The sequence below is a fragment of the Achromobacter pestifer genome (assembly GCF_013267355.1).
In the GTDB taxonomy this organism is placed as follows: Bacteria; Pseudomonadota; Gammaproteobacteria; order Burkholderiales; family Burkholderiaceae_B; genus Achromobacter; species Achromobacter pestifer_A.
In genome coordinates this window covers 1,482,191-1,496,802 of record NZ_CP053985.1, presented here as the reverse complement: position 1 = coordinate 1,496,802, position 14,612 = coordinate 1,482,191, and the positions used below count along the sequence as shown (strand labels likewise).

Below are 14,612 nucleotides of genomic sequence, written 5' to 3'. Positions count from 1 at the left end.
TCCCCATTCTTGCAATGGAGGTCGTTATGCGTTTCTTCGACTTGTTCCTACGCCGCGCCGGCGTGGACCGCGCCACCGCCCTGGGCCGCCGCCGCGGCACTTCGCGCCTGACGGTCATCTGTCCGCGCGACGAACTAGGCGCCTTGCGCAAGCAGATCTGCCTGGACTTCAGCGCCGCCGGCCTGGACGTCTCGCAGGTGCAGATCGACCAGGGCCAGGATCCCGGCATGGCGTCGGCCTGCATCACCGTCAATTGCCCCCCGGAACTGCGGGGCGAACTGATGTCGCAGGCGCGCCGCCTGAGCGCCAATCCCGCCGTGCGCCACGTGCATTTCGGCACCCAGACCACGCCGGCCACGCAGGCCGCGCTGGCCTGAAGCCGCCCTTTCTTCCACAGGAGAGATCATGCCCAGTGCCTTAGACCCCGAGCCTCGATTGCGCCCAGTGCGCGGCGCCGGCATGCCTGCCTGACCTGTCCACTCGCTGCGAGCCGACAGGCAGGATAGCCATCCTGGCCCGTACGGAGTCCGCAGCCAAGAATCACCGGCCTGGCCCACGTTGCGTGTGCTTCCGCCGCCGGTACCGATTCCCCCGCTAGCTCCCTTCCGTTTTCCGCACCCGGCGCATTCCATGCGATCCGGATACCGGCAACATTGCTCCGGTGCCTGCGCACGCCTGTATGCGGCGGGTTGACGGCTTTCTGTGCGAAAGCCGCGGACCGCTGCTGCCTGCGCGCGGGCAGCAGAGGGCAGGGTCGTCCGTGTCTCCGACAACTACACGTACAACCGGAGCACTCCAATGTTCAAGTTTCTCAAGTCCTTCTTTACGTCGGCGGCGGGCCTGCGCCATAGCGCAAGACACTTTCGCCGTTCGCCCATGCCCGAGCGCGGCGCCACGGCCGCCGCCGCGTCCTCCGATACCGCCCGCCATGCCAATCGCCAGACGCTGGACCTGTCGCGCATGGGTTTCGGCGCCTTGTTCGCCCTGTTCGGCAGCAGCCGCGGCGGACTGTCGGAGGCCCAGGCCCAGAGCGCGCGCGAACGCTACGGCGCCAACGAGGTCGACCACGAAAAGCCGCTGCCCTGGTACTCCCACCTCTGGCTGTCCTACCGCAATCCGTTCAATCTGCTCCTGACCGCGCTGGCGGCGCTGTCCTGGCTCACCGACGTGCGCATGGCCGTGCCTGACGACCAGTCCTGGACGGCGGTCTTCATCATCGGCGCCATGGTGCTCATTTCCACCGTGCTGCGCTTTGCGCAGGAACAGCGCTCCAGCCGCGCCGCCGAGGCGCTCAAGGCCATGGTGCAGAACACCGCCACCGTGCTGCGCAGCGACCCCGCAACCGAGGCCGAAGGCGACGCCCGGCGCTACTTCGGCGTGGCGCTGCATGCCAGCGGCTCGCGGCAGATCGAGGTGCCGCTGGCGGAGCTGGTGCCGGGCGACGTGGTGCTGCTGTCCGCGGGCGACATGATCCCCGCCGACTGCCGCATCCTGAATGCCAAGGATCTGTTCATCGCGCAGGCCGCGCTGACGGGCGAATCCCTGCCCGTCGAAAAATACGCCACGCAGCGCGGCGAGACCGCCAACGCGCTGGAACTGGAGAACATGGCGTTCATGGGCACCAACGTGGTCAGCGGTTCGGGCAGCGCCCTGGTGGTGGCCACGGGTTCGCGCAGCTATTTCGGCCAGTTGGCCGGGCGCGTCACGCAGACCAATCGCGCGCCGACCCAGTTCCAGCAGGGCATCAACCGCGTGAGCTGGGTGCTGATCCGTTTCATGCTGGTCATGGCGCCCATCGTCATGCTGATCAACGGCTTTACCAAGGGCGACTGGATGGAGGCGCTGCTGTTTGCGCTGGCCATCGCCGTGGGCCTGACGCCCGAAATGCTGCCCATGATCGTCACGGCCACGCTGGCCAAGGGCGCCGTGCGCATGTCGCGCCGCAAGGTGGTGGTCAAGCGGCTGGACGCCATCCAGAACCTGGGCGCGATGAACGTGCTGTGCACCGACAAGACCGGCACCCTGACCCAGGACCGCATTGTGCTGGAGCGCCACACCGACGTCTACGGCGCCAGCAGCGACGACGTGCTGGCCTACGCCTATCTCAACAGCTACTACCAGACCGGTTTGAAGAATCTGCTGGACGTGGCGGTGCTGCAGCACGCCGAGGTCGAGCGCAAGCTGGATCTGGCGGCCAAGTACCGCAAGGTCGACGAGATCCCCTTCGACTTCTCCCGGCGCCGCATGTCGGTGGTGGTCAACGAAACCGAGAACGGCCGCGAACACCACGAATTGATCTGCAAGGGCGCGCTGGAAGAGATGCTGGCGGTCTGCACCCGCCTGCGCGTGGGCCATGAAGAACATCTGCTGACCGATGCCCGCCGGGCCGACATCCGCCGGGTGACGGCGGACCTGAACCGCGACGGCCTGCGCGTGATCGCGGTCGGCGTCAAGGAACTGCCGCCCACCCAGCAAACCTATGGCGTTGCCGACGAATCCGACCTGGTGCTGGTCGGGTACATGGCTTTCCTGGATCCTCCGAAGGAATCCACCGCCCCGGCGCTGAAGGCGCTCAAGGACTCCGGCATCGAAGTGAAGGTGCTGACCGGCGACGTCGAGCTAGTGACGCAGAAGGTCTGCCGCGAGGTGGATTTCGAGGTGCGCAAGGTCTACCTGGGCGCCGAGATCGAGGCGATGGACGAGGCGCAACTGGCCGCGGCCGTGCGCGAGGCCAACGTCTTCGCCCGCCTGACGCCGGCCCACAAGGAACGCATCGTGCGCAGCCTGCGGGCGCAGGGCAATACGGTGGGCTTCATGGGCGACGGCATCAACGATGCGCCGGCCCTGCGGGCGGCGGACGTGGGCATTTCCGTGGATTCGGCGGTCGATATCTCGAAAGAGGCCGCGGACATCATCCTGCTGGAAAAGAGCCTGATGGTGCTGGAGGACGGCGTCATCGAAGGCCGCAAGACCTTCTGCAACATGCTCAAGTACCTGAAGATGACGGCCAGCTCGAATTTCGGCAACGTCTTCTCGGTCCTGGTGGCCAGCGCCTTCCTGCCGTTCCTGCCCATGCTGCCCATCCATCTGCTGGTGCAGAACTTGATGTACGACATTTCCCAGACGGCGATTCCGTTCGACAATGTCGACGAAGAGCTGTTGAAGAAGCCCCAGCAATGGGACCCGGACGGACTGGGCCGCTTCATGGTGTTCTTTGGCCCGATAAGCTCCTTGTTCGACATCGCTACCTATGCGCTCATGTGGTACGTTTTCCAGGCCAACTCGACCGAACATCAGACGCTGTTCCAGTCGGGCTGGTTCGTCGAAGGCCTGTTGTCGCAGACGCTCATCGTCCATATGATCCGCACGCGCAAGATCCCGTTCCTGCAAAGCCGCGCCGCCTGGCCGCTGATGGGCATGACCTTGATGGTGGTGGTGATGGGGCTGCTGCTGCCGTTCTCGCCCTTGGCCGAGTATCTCCAGCTGCAGGCGCTGCCGTGGAGCTACTTCCCCTGGCTGGTCGGCATCCTGTTGGCCTACTGCACGCTGACGCAGTTGCTGAAGGGAATCTGGGTCCGCCGCTACGGCTGGCAATAAGTAGATGAGGCCCGCGGCGGGCGCAAGCCCGCCGGGCAATCAGGAGAAACACATGAGAATCGCTACTTTTGCCGCGCTGATGGCGGCGGGCCTGGCCCTTCCCCTGGCGGCGCGTGGCGCCGATACCGCACAGGGGCTGAGACTGTATGGCGTGGTGGACGCGGGCGTGGCCATTACCACGGTCTCGGGGCAGGGCAGCCATAGCGGGCTGCTCAACGGCGGGTTGACCGACTCGCTGTGGGGCATGACGGGGGCGGAAGACATGGGCGGGGGCTGGAGCGCCCGGTTTCAGCTGGAAAGCGGCTTCGATCCCTCATCGGGCAAGCGGGCTGACGACGACCGCCTCTTCAACTACGCCGCCTGGGTCGGCCTGGGCCATGACAGCTATGGAGAATTGCGGCTGGGGCGCCAGCACACGATAGGCCAGGTCTACGGCAATTCCCTGGAAATCGCGTCCTGGAAGGAAATGGGCATGGGCGCTACCTTCAAGGCGTCCGACAACTACCAGTTCAGCAACCTGGTCAATTACTACACCCCGGTCTGGCAGGGGTTTCAGGCCGGCATCGGCTATTCCTTCGACGCCGACGACGGCAACCGCTTCCGTACCGCCAACAACAATCGCGCGCTCAGCCTGGGTGTGAAGTACGAGGACGGGCCGTTGCTGGCGGTCGCCACCTGGGACCAACTGCGCCTGGCCGATGCGCCGCCGGGCAGCAACGGCCGGCCGCAGGCGGTGCAGTTGGGCGTCTCCTACGATTTCGAGGTGCTGAAACTGTCCCTGGCCTGGTCGCGCCAGCGCAACGGCGACGTCGGCCTGGACGGCGGCGATCCGGACGGGCTGGGTCTGGGCCTGGGGCCGGCGGCCTTCGTGCGCGGCGGCACGGTCAATGCCTGGCTGGTCGGCGCCAGCGTGCCGGTCGGGCCTGGCGCCGTGCTGCTGCAATGGTCGCTGGCGCACCCGGACTGGCATTGGGACAACGGCATGACGGCGCGCAATGCGCAGGTGATGACGCTGGGCTATACCTACGGCCTGTCCCCGCGCACGACGCTCTATGCCTTTGCCGGCTATGCGTCGAACTACACGCTGGACGACCAGTTCGATCCTGCCCATTCGCACACCACGCGCGTGGGCACGGGCATTTCGCACCGTTTCTGAGCGCCGGGGCAGGGCGGGGCAGGGTCAACTACAATCGGCGGGTGCGGCGCAGTGCGCCCGTCCCCGTACAGCCCCGACGTTTTCCGGATGGTTTGCATGGATAGTCTCGAATGGCTCATACCCTGGGAGTTTTCTCCCACGCTGGTGGCCTCCTTCCTGGTGGCCATCGTGCTGTTCGTGCGCGGCCAAAAGGTCCATCACGTGACCGCCGCCCGCAGCATCCTCTTCTGGACGGGCATGGCGCTGCTGTATCTGTCCATGCACACCCGGCTGGACTACTACGCCGAGCGCATGTTCTTCATCCACCGCATCCAGCATCTGGTGCTGCACCATCTGGGGCCGCTGCTGGTCATGGCGGCGTTCCCGGGGCAGGTGATGCGGGCGGGTCTGCCCATGCGCTGGCGCATCCGGCTGCGTGACTTCCTGCGCACCGGCGCCGGCCGCGCCACGGTGACGCTGCTGACGCACAAGATCTTCGTGCCGACGCTGTTCGTCTTCCTGGTGCTGGTCTGGCTGATCCCGTCGGTGCAGTTCTATTCCATGCTGGACTGGCGTCTCTACCGCCTGATGAACTGGTCCGTGGTGATCAGCGGTTTCATGTACTGGAACCTGATCCTGGACCGCAGGCCCGCGCCGCCCGCGGCCATGACGCCGGGCGGCCGGGTCATTTCGCCCGTGCTGACGATGTTGCCGCAAATGGTGGCGGGGGCGGTCATCGCCTTCACCGAAAGCGATATCTATCCGCTGTTCGAGCTATGCGGCCGGGCCATCGCCATGTCGGCCCAGACCGACCAGACCATAGGCGGCCTGACCATGTGGATTCCGGCGGCGCTGGTCGAGGTTATCGGACTGATGGTGGCCCTGGGAACCTTGATGCGCCTGTCGGCGAAGGGACGTTTGCGCAAGGCGGATCGCGATGCGCAGGCGCGGGCCAGGGCCAAGGCCCGCGCGGCGTCCGCCTAGGGGCGGACCGCTGGCTTGCCGCTACTCCGGCAGCAGGCCGTGATACTTCTTGCCCAGGGCCACGGTGGCCTGGAACATGCCGGCCTTGCTGCCGCAGTCGTAGCGCACGCCTTCATAGCGGTGCGCATACACGGCGCGCTCGCGCATCAGCGAGGCGATGCCGTCGGTCAGCTGGATCTCGTTGCCGGCGCCCATCTTGGTCGAGCGCAGGTGGTCGAAGATCGCGGCTTCCAGCACGTACCGGCCGACCACGGCGAGCGTCGAGGGCGCGGCTTCGGGATCGGGTTTTTCCACGATATGGGTGACGCGTTCCGTGCGGCCATTGGCGCTGGCATCTCCCTGGCGGGTGGCCACGATGCCGTACTTGCGGGTATCGGCGCGCGGTACGTCCTGCACGCCCAGCACGCTGGCGTTCTGCGTCACGGCCACGTCGATCAGCTGCTTGAGCGCCGGCAGGTCGGAGTCGATCAGGTCGTCGGCGAGCAGCACGGCAAAGGGTTCGTCGCCCACGGCGGGCGCGGCGGACAGCACCGCGTGGCCCAGCCCCAGCGGAGCCGACTGACGGATATAGAGGCAATTCACATGCGCGGGTAGAATGCCCCGCACCATGGCCAGAAGCTCGTGCTTGCCCTTGCTTTCCAGGTCCGATTCGAGTTCCGGCGCCGAGTCGAAGTGGTCTTCGATGGCGCGCTTGTTGCGTCCCGTCACGAAAATAAGATCGGTGATCCCGGCGGCCACGGCTTCTTCCACGGCATATTGGATCAGCGGCTTGTCGACCACGGGCAGCATTTCCTTGGGCATCGCCTTGGTGGCGGGCAGGAAGCGCGTACCCATGCCGGCAACAGGGAAAACAGCTTTACGGACAGGACGCATTGAGACCTCGTTGGGGCTATCGATGAAACATTTTAAGCGCATCGCTATCATAGGCTTATGAACCGCAGGAAAAAGCCATCCATTTGCTCGATTGCGAAACGGGGCGCAATCGTCGGGCTGTCCGTGGCCCTGGCCATGCCCGCCATCCCCATCTCCGCCTGGGCGCAGCCCGTGGGCCTGCCGTCGATGGGCGCGGCCTCCGCAGCCGAACTGTCCCCCGCGCTGGAGCGCAGCCTGGGCGAGGCCATCATGGCCCAGGGGCGGCGCGATCCGACCTATGTCGACGATTCCGAACTCAGCCAATACCTCACCACCATGGGGCGCAAGCTGGCGGCTTTCGCGCCCGGCGGGGTCCCCGAGGTCGAGATGTTCGGCGTGCGCGACCCCGAAATCAACGCCTTCGCCATGCCCGGCGGCTTCATCGGCGTCAATACCGGCCTGATCGTGGCTTCGGCCAGCGAGTCCGAGCTGGCCGCGGTGCTGGCGCACGAAATCGGCCACGTCGTGCAGCGCCACATCGCCCGCGGCATGACCCAGCAGAACCAGAACAGCATGCTGATGCTGGCCAGCCTGGCGGGGGCGCTGCTGGCGGCCTTGGCCGGGGGGGGCGGCAATCTGGCGGTGGGCGTGGCGGCATTCGGCCAGGCCGCGGCCATCAACCGCCAACTGGGCTTTTCCCGCGACGCGGAACGCGAGGCCGACCGGGCCGGGCTGCAGATGCTGACCAGGGCGGGCTATGACGCCGAGGGCATGGCGCAGATGTTCGGGCGCCTGATGAACGCGTCGCGCCTGAACGAAGGCGCGGGCGGCGGCTCATGGGCCAGCACCCACCCGCTGTCCATCGAGCGCATGTCGGACGTGCAGAACCGGGTGCGCAACCAGTCCCCGGTGGCTCGCCACGTGGACAGCGACGACTTCTGGTACGTACGCGCCAAGATGCGCGTGGTGCAGGGCCGCGACGCGGTCAGCCTGCGCACTGCTGGCCAGCAATTGCAGGACGAGGCCCAGGCGCTGTCCGGCGTGCGCAAATCGGCCGCCTACTACGGCCTGGCGCTGCAGGCGTTCCAGCGCAACAACCTGGCGGAGGCCGAGCGCAACTGGAACCTGGCGTCGGCGGACGGCCGCAGCTCGGCCCAGCTGGCCAAGCTCAGCGTGGATATCGCCCTGGCCCGCAAGGAATACCCCCGGGCGCTGGAGCTGGCCCAGGCCGGCACCAAGCGCTGGCCCGGCCATCGGGCCCTGGGCATCGCCTACGCCCAGGCGCTGCAAAGCATCGGCCGCCACGCCGACGCGCAGGAATACCTGCGGGCCAAGATCAAGCAATGGGGCAGCGACGAGCCCAGCCTCTACCAGATGCTGGCGCAGAGCGAAGACCGCAACGGCAAGCCCGTGGCCGCGCGCCGCGACCAGGCGCGCTTTTACGTCATGACAGGCGCATACGCCGCCGCGGAATCGCAGCTGCAGCAGGCGCGCAACATGTCCACCGACTTCTACGAGCAGTCGCAGATCGACGTGCAGATCAAGGAAGTGAAGGACAAGCTGGCCGAAGAGCGCCAGTTGCTGGAACGCTTCAAGTCGGGCTGAGCGCCGGGCCGGGCAGGGCGCCGGCGCGCCCTACTGGCCGGTTTCGAAGAAGCGTCCCAGCCGCTGCGGCAGCCAGTTCAGGTGGGCCGGGAAGCTGCCGGTCGGAAAACCGGCATGGCCGCCGTCCGTCGGCTGGTGCAGCAGGATGCTGGACGAGCACTCCTCGGGCGTGGGCAGCGACGCGGCCGGCACGAATGGATCGTTGCGGGCATTGAGCGCCAGTGTGGGCACCGATATCTTGGGCAGCCAGGGCTTGCTGGACGCGCGCGTCCAGTAATCCAGCGCATTGCGAAAGCCATGCATGGGCGCGGTGTAGGTGTCGTCGAATTCGCGCAGATCGTGTGCATGGGCGATGCGCATGACGTCGACGGCGCCGGGATAGCGATGCGCCTTCTCCAGCACCTTGTGCTTGAGCGTCTTCAGGAAATGGCCGGTGTAGACCCTGCGGTTGAATATGCCGGTGGACAAGGTCTTGCCGCAAGCCACCAGGTCCAGCGGCACGGAAACGCCCGCGCAGGCCGTCAGCCAGCCGGTGTCCTCCTGGTGTTCGCCCAGGTACTTGAGCAGCGCGTTGCCGCCCAGCGAGACGCCGACCGCATGCCAGCGCGCATGCGGGATGCGCTGGCGCACGGTTTCCAGCATGAAGCCGACCTCGGCCGAGTCGCCGGAATAGTAGGCGCGGGCCAGGCGGTTGGGTACGCCCGAACAGCCACGGAAATGCGCGATCACCACGATCCAGCCGCGCGCGCGGAAATGATGCGCGATGGACTGCGCATAGCGGCTGTTGCTGCCGCCTTCCAGGCCGTGGAACAGGATCAGGGCGGGGGTGTCGGGTGTATGCGGCAGGGACTTCCAGTCCGCATCGGTCATCCATCTGGCCGCGGCGGTCTTGCCATTGGCGACCGGGCGCTGGCCGCTGAGGGGCGCGCCGTCGGCGGACTTGTGCGGGAACAGGCCCGGGCCGGTCCAGTCGAAGTCGACGAAATCGGTGTCGGGCGTGTCCACCCGTTCGCGCACGAACGCGATGCGGTGATACTGCGCGAACAGGGCGGCATAAACCGTCTGGCTGTCGCCTCCGGGCAACCAGGAGGGAACGGGGCAGGGCGTGGTATCAAGACGAGCAGCGGCCAACTAAAAATCCACCCGATTCAGTGCAGCATGTCGGGTACGTCGTGCAAGTCGAGCACCCCGGCTTCCGTGGGCGCCGGCGAGGCATGGTGCATGACCATGCGCCAGCCGGTCGGGCCCTTGTGGTAGATGTTGGTGGCGTAGCAATTGGCGAATTGCGTGCCTTCCCGCGTCTGCACCGCCACTTGTTCCACCAGCACGTGCACCGCGCACATCATGCTCAGCATGACCAGCGGCCGCAAAGGGCGCACGTGCAAGGGACCGTTGGTCAGCACCTGCTGCCAGGAGTCCTGCACCGCCGAATGGCCGACGATGCGCAGGCCTCCCGGGTGGATGCAGACGACTTCCTCGTCGTCCGCCCAGACTTGCATCAGGCGAACGACGTCCGCCTGATCGAGGGCTTCGTAGAACGCGTGCTCTGCTTCTTCGGGCGTGGCGAACATGGTGGCGGAAACGGGTGGGCGTTGTAGAACGGGTGACTCAGTGCCCGTGGCCGTGCAGCACGGTGCCGGGCTTCAGGCGGTACTCAGCGCCGCAGTAGGCGCAGCTGGCGGAGCCGGTGCGGGCCACGTCCAGGAACACGCGGGGGTGCATGCTCCAGAGCGGCGCCTTGGGGCCCGGACAGAACACGGGCAGGTCGTCGGCGCCGACCTCGATGACTTCGTGGGGGTGGGGGACGGCGGCCGGAGCAGCAGCGGTCATGGATATTCCTGAAAAAAACCGGTAAACGGCAGGTTGGGGCAATGATGCGGCCTGGTCATGGATCGGGCCGCGCGGATCAGACTTTACTCAGCCAGTGATGGTACTTCGGGTTGCGGCCATTCACCACGTCAAAAAATGCTTTCTGCAGCTTCTCCGTGATCGGGCCGCGCCGGCCGTTGCCGATCTGGCGGTTGTCCACCTCGCGGATGGGCGTCACTTCGGCGGCCGTGCCGGTGAAGAACGCCTCGTCGGCGATGTAGACGTCGTCGCGCGTCAGGCGCTTGGTCACCACGCGCAGGCCCTGGTCTGCGGCCAGCGCATGGATGGTGGAGCGGGTAATGCCGGTCAGGGCGGAGGCGATCTCGGGCTCGCAAAGCACGCCGTCCTTGACGATGAAGAGGTTCTCGCCCGAGCCCTCGGCCACGAAGCCTTCGGTGTCCAGCAGCAGGGCTTCGTCGTAGCCGTCCTGCAGGGCCTCGGTATTGGCCAGGATCGAGTTGGCGTAGGTGGTTGCCACCTTGGCGCGCGGCATCGTGACGTTCACGTGCTGGCGCGCGAATGAGGACACCTTGACGCGGATGCCTGCGGACAGCGCTTCTTCGCCCAGGTAGGCGCCCCAGGGCCAGGCGGCGATGGCCACGTGCACCCGGGCGCCCTTGGGCGACACGCCCATTTTTTCGGGGCCATAGAACACCAGGGGACGCAGGTAGCCGGCTTCGAGTTTGTTTTCGCGCACCACCATCCGCTGCGCTTCGTTGATCGTGTCGCGATCGAAGGGCATGGGGATCTGGTAGATGTGCGCCGAATTGAACAGGCGGTTGGTATGGTCTTCGAGGCGGAAGATGGCGGTGCCGATCTCGGAACGGTAGGCCCGCACTCCTTCGAATACCGACAGGCCGTAGTGCAGGGAGTGCGTCAGGACGTGCGTGGTCGCGTCTCGCCACGGTACGAGCTTGCCGTCGTACCAGATGAAGCCGTCGCGGTCTGCCATCGACATGGTCTACTCCCAAGAGCCAAGAATCTCGAGGCGCATATTGTATCAAGCAGCGAGGTTACAATACGCGCCTATTCGCGCCCCGGCGTGGCGCCGCCAGGCCCGCGCATAGTGATCCCGGCGGGCGAACGGGTTGTCGTGCGTTCCTTTTCCTTAGAGTTTCCATGTCGTCCTGTCCGAATCGCCAGGGGCCAGCCGTTGTCCTCTGAATCCGCGCTTCCTGAAACCGAAGACCCCGCCGCGGTCCGCCAGGAACGCGTTACCGCCTTCCGCGCAGGCGTACACGCCATCGTGCCCGCCCTGATCGCCACCGCCACCTGGGGGCTGGTCACCGGCGTGGCCATGGTCAAGTCGGGCCTGACGGAAACCATGGCGTTGGCCATGACCCTGTTGCTGTACGCCGGCTCGGCCCAGCTGACCTCCCTGCCGCTCATCGCCACCGGCGCGCCGCTCTGGCTGATCTTCGCCGCCGGCTGCGTGGTGAACCTGCGCTTTCTCATCTTTGGCGCGGCGCTGCATCCTTATTTCCGCCACCTGTCCTGGCCCAAGCGGCTGGGGCTGGGGTATTTCACGACCGACATGGGTTTCGTGCTGTTCATGCCGCGCTATGGCGATGCGGCCGTGCGCGGCACGCGCGAACAGCTCTGGTTCTTCCTGGGCGCCATCGCGCCGGGCTGGTTCGTCTGGCAGACGTCCTCCATCGTCGGCATCTATCTCGGCACCATGGTGCCCACGGGCTGGTCGCTGGACTTCGCCGCGGTGCTGGCGCTGCTGGCCATCACGGTGCCGCTGGCCAGCAGCAAGCCCATGCTGATTTCCATGCTGGCCGCCGGCGTGGTCGCCTGGACCGGGCAGGTCCTGCCGCTGCGCCTGGGCCTGGCCGCCGCCGTGGTGGCGGGCGTGGTCGCCGGCATCTGGGCGGAACGCTACTTCAAGGCTCGCGCATGACCCTTTGGCCCGCCGAAATCTACGTCTATTCCGCCATCCTGCTGCTGGCGCTGTGCAGCGTGCTGACGCGCGCCGGCTTCATGCTGTTCGGCGATTACATCCCCCTGCCGGAAGGCGTGCGGCGGGCCTTGCGCTATGCGCCTGCCGCCGCCTTGACCGCCATCATCGTGCCGGATCTGCTGCCCTGGAAGGCCGGCCTGGGGCCCGTGTTCGACTACAAGCTGGTCGCGGGCGTGGTCGCCGTGCTGGTTTTCCTGCGCACGCGTAGCGCGGTGCTGGTCATCATCGTGGGCATGTTGGCCCTGTGGGGTCTGCGCTGGTTGGCCGGTTGACGGTTTCTCGCCAAAAGCGTCCACGGGGTGGACGCTCCTGGTATGCCCGGCGGGCGCTTCCTGGCGGCTGGCGGAAGGCGTTTGCAATGCCTTTCGAACTGACGTCGGACCGTGTGGTAATGCGGCTGCGCTAAAATCATGTTATCCACAGCAATCCGGGCCTGGTACTGCCCTCATAAGTATCGAATCCAGAATGCGCCGCCTGGCCTGCAACGCAGGATGCGGATTGCGCGTGTTCTGGCTGTTCCGATGCTTATGTAGTGCAGTGCGCGTAGCACTCTCGTTTTGTTCTTTTTCACTGGTCCCGGTATCTGCCTAACCCTGATGACTGAATCCACTCAATCCGTAGCACCTGCCGCTGACGCACCCGCGCCGACGTTCACCGATTTCGGGCTGCATCCTCTGCTGCTGCAGTCCATCGCCGAAACCGGCTACACCACGCCCACGCCCATCCAGGCCCAGGCCATTCCCGTCGTGGTGGAAGGGCGCGACGTCATGGGCGCCGCGCAGACCGGCACCGGCAAGACGGCTGCCTTCACGCTGCCCATCCTGCACCGCCTGATGCCCTTGGCCAACACCAGCGCATCGCCCGCGCGCCATCCGGTGCGCGCGCTGATCCTGACGCCCACGCGCGAACTGGCCGACCAGGTCTACGAAAGCGTCAAGCGCTACAGCAAGCAGACGCCGCTGCGTTCCGCGGTGGTGTTCGGCGGCGTGGATATCGGTCCGCAGAAGGAAGCCCTGCGCCGCGGTTGCGAAGTGCTGGTGGCCACGCCCGGCCGCCTGCTCGACCACGTCGAGCAAAAGAACGTGAACCTGAGCCAGGTCGGCATCCTGGTGCTGGACGAAGCCGACCGCATGCTGGACATGGGCTTCCTGCCCGACCTGGAACGCATCATCCGCCTGCTGCCCGCGCAGCGCCAGGGCCTGTTGTTCTCCGCCACGTTCAGCAATGAAATCCGCAAGCTGGGCCGTTCGTACCTGAATCAGCCGGTCGAGATCGAAGTCGCGGCGCGCAACGCCACGGCCAACACGATCACCCAGATCGCCTACAAGATGCCCAGCGACGCCAAGCGCGCCGCGGTCGTGCATCTGGTGAAGTCGCGCGGCCTGAACCAGGTCATCGTGTTCTCCAACACCAAGATCGGCACGGCGCGGCTGGCCCGCGACCTGGAACGCGACGGCGTCAAGGCCGAATCCATCCACGGCGACAAGACGCAGGCCGACCGCATGAAGGCGCTGGAAGCCTTCAAGGCCGGCGAACTGGAAGTGCTGGTGGCCACCGACGTGGCGGCGCGCGGCCTGGACGTGGCCGGCGTGCCCTGCGTCATCAACTACGACCTGCCGTACAACGCCGAAGATTACGTGCACCGCATCGGCCGTACGGGCCGCGCGGGCGCGTCGGGCGAGGCCATTGCCTTGTTCACGCCCGACGAAGAGCGTTTCCTGCTCGACATCGAAAAACTCATCAAGCGCGAAGTGCCGCGCGGCACCCTAGACGTGCCGGCCGAACTGGTCGCGCGCAGCCACCGCCGCAGCGACGAGCGCCGCAGCTCGTCCCCGCGCGAAGGTCGCGAAGGTCGCGAAGGTCGTGACGGCCGTGGTGATCGCGGCCGTTCGTCCGACCGCCGTTCCGGCTATTCGTCCGGCGCGCCGCGCCAGCCCGTGGATGACTTCTTCCTGAAGCCCTACGAGCCCTCGACCCCGTCTGCCCCGGCTGAAGAGCCGGCGCCCAGGACCAATGGCGCATCTTCCGCGCCCAAGCGCCAGGTCGCTGTCTTGCTGGGCGGCAGCCGCAAGCCCTGACAAGCGCCTGCATGAAAAAACCCGCAAGCCCTTGGGCGTTGCGGGTTTTTTTATGACTGGGCCGCGCGTGGCGCGCCGGCATGCCGCGGCTCAGGCGGCCAGCATGCGCGGCAGGTCCGGCAAGGCCGTGGCGACCTCGGCGCTGTTTTCATTCAGGCTTTCGAGCAGGCGTTCCAGGTGGCCGATGTGCGGCAGCATCGGGCCGTAGAACACCACTCGCGGGCCGATCTGCACCAGCAGGGTGGGGAAGTTCTCAACGTCTTCGTCACCCAGCAGTTCGGCGTGGTCCTCGATGTCGATCCAGGCGAAGACGTGCCGCGGCATGGCGGCGGCCAGCGCTTGCAGCTTGGGCTTGTATTGCTCGCAGGTATCGCACCAGGCCGCGCAGAAACAGGCCACCAGCCAGGCGTCGGGCGATGAGCCGAGCCGCGCGCGCAGCGCGGTCAGGTCGGTATCGGGTACAAGTAGGGACATGTGGGCAGATCAAGGCGTGTTTGACTATCATACCTGGGATGTCCACCCCCTCATT

14 protein-coding genes are annotated in these 14,612 nt (G+C 66.4%); 8 read left to right on the top strand and 6 right to left on the bottom strand.

Annotation, left to right across the window (positions count from 1 at the left end; genetic code table 11):
* The first annotated feature begins 26 nt into the window (after nucleotides 1–26).
* From FOC84_RS07385 to FOC84_RS07370, 4 genes are all read left to right on the top strand, one after another.
* A complete protein-coding gene (locus FOC84_RS07385; protein ID WP_173143851.1) occupies nucleotides 27–377 on the top strand; it encodes a hypothetical protein in 351 nt (116 codons plus the stop codon).
* A gap of 421 nt (nucleotides 378–798) precedes the next feature.
* Nucleotides 799–3,597, top strand: coding sequence for a magnesium-translocating P-type ATPase (mgtA, locus tag FOC84_RS07380; RefSeq protein WP_173143850.1), 2,799 nt, complete (start codon nucleotides 799–801; stop codon nucleotides 3,595–3,597).
* A gap of 52 nt (nucleotides 3,598–3,649) precedes the next feature.
* Nucleotides 3,650–4,753, top strand: a complete 1,104-nt coding sequence (locus FOC84_RS07375; protein ID WP_173143849.1) for a porin — start codon at nucleotides 3,650–3,652, stop codon at nucleotides 4,751–4,753.
* Between the two features lie 87 nt (nucleotides 4,754–4,840).
* Nucleotides 4,841–5,716: a cytochrome c oxidase assembly protein gene (locus FOC84_RS07370; RefSeq protein ID WP_173143848.1), complete on the top strand. Its 876-nt coding sequence runs from the start codon at nucleotides 4,841–4,843 to the stop codon at nucleotides 5,714–5,716.
* A gap of 21 nt (nucleotides 5,717–5,737) precedes the next feature.
* Here the strand turns inward: FOC84_RS07370 and galU are convergent, their stop codons facing one another.
* The gene (galU, locus tag FOC84_RS07365; RefSeq protein WP_173143847.1) at nucleotides 5,738–6,589 is read right to left on the bottom strand and encodes a UTP--glucose-1-phosphate uridylyltransferase GalU; all 852 of its coding nucleotides are present in this window, start codon (nucleotides 6,587–6,589) and stop codon (nucleotides 5,738–5,740) included.
* Nucleotides 6,590–6,646: 57 nt separating this feature from the next.
* Here galU and FOC84_RS07360 point away from each other — a divergent pair, with 57 nt between their 5' ends.
* Nucleotides 6,647–8,173, top strand: a complete 1,527-nt coding sequence (locus FOC84_RS07360; protein WP_173143846.1) for a M48 family metalloprotease — start codon at nucleotides 6,647–6,649, stop codon at nucleotides 8,171–8,173.
* 30 nt (nucleotides 8,174–8,203) lie between these two features.
* On the opposite strand, the gene FOC84_RS07355 is transcribed toward FOC84_RS07360, so the two are convergent.
* The 4 genes from FOC84_RS07355 to FOC84_RS07340 all read right to left on the bottom strand — a co-directional run bounded on the left by FOC84_RS07355 (nucleotide 8,204) and on the right by FOC84_RS07340 (nucleotide 11,000).
* Nucleotides 8,204–9,304, bottom strand: coding sequence for a YheT family hydrolase (locus tag FOC84_RS07355; RefSeq protein WP_173143845.1), 1,101 nt, complete (start codon nucleotides 9,302–9,304; stop codon nucleotides 8,204–8,206).
* A gap of 17 nt (nucleotides 9,305–9,321) precedes the next feature.
* On the bottom strand, nucleotides 9,322–9,744 hold the full coding sequence (locus tag FOC84_RS07350) for a YybH family protein (RefSeq protein ID WP_173143844.1): 423 nt from the start codon (nucleotides 9,742–9,744) through the stop codon (nucleotides 9,322–9,324).
* Between the two features lie 37 nt (nucleotides 9,745–9,781).
* Nucleotides 9,782–10,003: a zinc-finger domain-containing protein gene (locus FOC84_RS07345; protein ID WP_059371641.1), complete on the bottom strand. Its 222-nt coding sequence runs from the start codon at nucleotides 10,001–10,003 to the stop codon at nucleotides 9,782–9,784.
* Between the two features lie 76 nt (nucleotides 10,004–10,079).
* Entirely contained in the window at nucleotides 10,080–11,000 is a 921-nt protein-coding gene (locus FOC84_RS07340) for a branched-chain amino acid transaminase (RefSeq protein WP_173143843.1), read from the bottom strand.
* Nucleotides 11,001–11,195: 195 nt separating this feature from the next.
* Between FOC84_RS07340 and FOC84_RS07335 the strand changes: the two genes are divergently transcribed.
* The 3 genes from FOC84_RS07335 (at nucleotide 11,196) to FOC84_RS07325 (ending at nucleotide 14,083) form a co-directional block, all read left to right on the top strand.
* Nucleotides 11,196–11,945, top strand: a complete 750-nt coding sequence (locus FOC84_RS07335; protein ID WP_173143842.1) for an AzlC family ABC transporter permease — start codon at nucleotides 11,196–11,198, stop codon at nucleotides 11,943–11,945.
* Nucleotides 11,942–12,277, top strand: coding sequence for an AzlD domain-containing protein (locus tag FOC84_RS07330; RefSeq protein ID WP_088138424.1), 336 nt, complete (start codon nucleotides 11,942–11,944; stop codon nucleotides 12,275–12,277). The genes FOC84_RS07335 and FOC84_RS07330 overlap by 4 nt, the downstream gene beginning before the upstream one ends.
* A 324-nt stretch (nucleotides 12,278–12,601) precedes the next feature.
* Nucleotides 12,602–14,083 (top strand): DEAD/DEAH box helicase, encoded by a 1,482-nt coding sequence (locus tag FOC84_RS07325; protein WP_173143841.1) that lies wholly within the window; start codon nucleotides 12,602–12,604, stop codon nucleotides 14,081–14,083.
* A gap of 90 nt (nucleotides 14,084–14,173) precedes the next feature.
* On the opposite strand, the gene FOC84_RS07320 is transcribed toward FOC84_RS07325, so the two are convergent.
* Nucleotides 14,174–14,557 (bottom strand): thioredoxin family protein, encoded by a 384-nt coding sequence (locus tag FOC84_RS07320; protein ID WP_173143840.1) that lies wholly within the window; start codon nucleotides 14,555–14,557, stop codon nucleotides 14,174–14,176.
* Between the last annotated feature and the right edge of the window lie 55 nt (nucleotides 14,558–14,612).

Coding starts and splice junctions, on each gene's coding strand:
- FOC84_RS07350 (WP_173143844.1), bottom strand. CDS start 9,744: ATGTTCGCCACGCCCGAAGAAGCAGAGCACGCGTTCTACGAAGCCCTC.
- FOC84_RS07385 (WP_173143851.1), top strand. CDS start 27: ATGCGTTTCTTCGACTTGTTCCTACGCCGCGCCGGCGTGGACCGCGCC.
- FOC84_RS07320 (WP_173143840.1), bottom strand. CDS start 14,557: ATGTCCCTACTTGTACCCGATACCGACCTGACCGCGCTGCGCGCGCGG.
- FOC84_RS07340 (WP_173143843.1), bottom strand. CDS start 11,000: ATGTCGATGGCAGACCGCGACGGCTTCATCTGGTACGACGGCAAGCTC.
- galU (WP_173143847.1), bottom strand. CDS start 6,589: ATGCGTCCTGTCCGTAAAGCTGTTTTCCCTGTTGCCGGCATGGGTACG.
- FOC84_RS07325 (WP_173143841.1), top strand. CDS start 12,602: ATGACTGAATCCACTCAATCCGTAGCACCTGCCGCTGACGCACCCGCG.
- mgtA (WP_173143850.1), top strand. CDS start 799: ATGTTCAAGTTTCTCAAGTCCTTCTTTACGTCGGCGGCGGGCCTGCGC.
- FOC84_RS07345 (WP_059371641.1), bottom strand. CDS start 10,003: ATGACCGCTGCTGCTCCGGCCGCCGTCCCCCACCCCCACGAAGTCATC.
- FOC84_RS07370 (WP_173143848.1), top strand. CDS start 4,841: ATGGTTTGCATGGATAGTCTCGAATGGCTCATACCCTGGGAGTTTTCT.
- FOC84_RS07360 (WP_173143846.1), top strand. CDS start 6,647: ATGAACCGCAGGAAAAAGCCATCCATTTGCTCGATTGCGAAACGGGGC.
- FOC84_RS07375 (WP_173143849.1), top strand. CDS start 3,650: ATGAGAATCGCTACTTTTGCCGCGCTGATGGCGGCGGGCCTGGCCCTT.
- FOC84_RS07330 (WP_088138424.1), top strand. CDS start 11,942: ATGACCCTTTGGCCCGCCGAAATCTACGTCTATTCCGCCATCCTGCTG.